The sequence below is a fragment of the Winogradskyella sp. SM1960 genome (assembly GCF_020179375.1).
Lineage (GTDB): Bacteria > Bacteroidota > Bacteroidia > Flavobacteriales > Flavobacteriaceae > Winogradskyella > Winogradskyella marina.
Genome location: NZ_JAICBG010000048.1, coordinates 1 through 632 on the forward strand (window position 1 = coordinate 1; position 632 = coordinate 632).

The 632-nt window shown below is 39.2% G+C and carries 1 protein-coding gene; it reads right to left on the reverse strand.

The window, feature by feature from the left end; genetic code table 11:
- A partial coding sequence (locus K1X16_RS17920; protein ID WP_225037437.1) for an ABC transporter ATP-binding protein occupies positions 1 to 632 on the reverse strand: 632 nt, incomplete at both ends.

Below are 632 nucleotides of genomic sequence, written 5' to 3' on the forward strand. Positions count from 1 at the left end.
CGAGGGGTGAAGCTCGTAGGTGAAATCAGGATTGATATTAGCCTCATCACGGTGTGCCACAAACAAAATACTGGTTTCGCTTTCCTTGGCGATTTTGTTGATTAAAGCCGGAATAAGTGCTCTGCCTTTATCATCTACATTAATTAAGGGTTCGTCTAAGATTAACAACGGCGGATGCTTAATCATCGCTCTTGCAATTAATATTAAACGTTGGGTTGCTGGTGATACTTTAAGAAACGAGGTGTTTTTTTCTTGCGTTAAATTTAAGACGTCTAGCCATTGCGCAGCTGCTTGTATTTGTAAGGTTGATGGTGTTTGGTATAAGCCAATACTATCATAAAAGCCCGAAATAATCATGTGCTCTACGGTATGGCCGCGTTTAAATAATTCTAACATTGCTGGACTGATATAGCCGATCTTTTGTTTGATATCCCAAACACTTTCACCAGAGCCTTTTTTCTGTCCAAAGAGATACACCTCTTGGCCATAGCCTTTGGTATTGTTGCCATAAATCATAGCGAGTAAGGTGGTTTTACCAGAGCCATTTGGTCCCACTAAATGCCAAAATTCATTCTTTTTAATGGTCCAGTTAATGTCTTTAAGAATACATCGCTCTTCATAAGTCACATTAA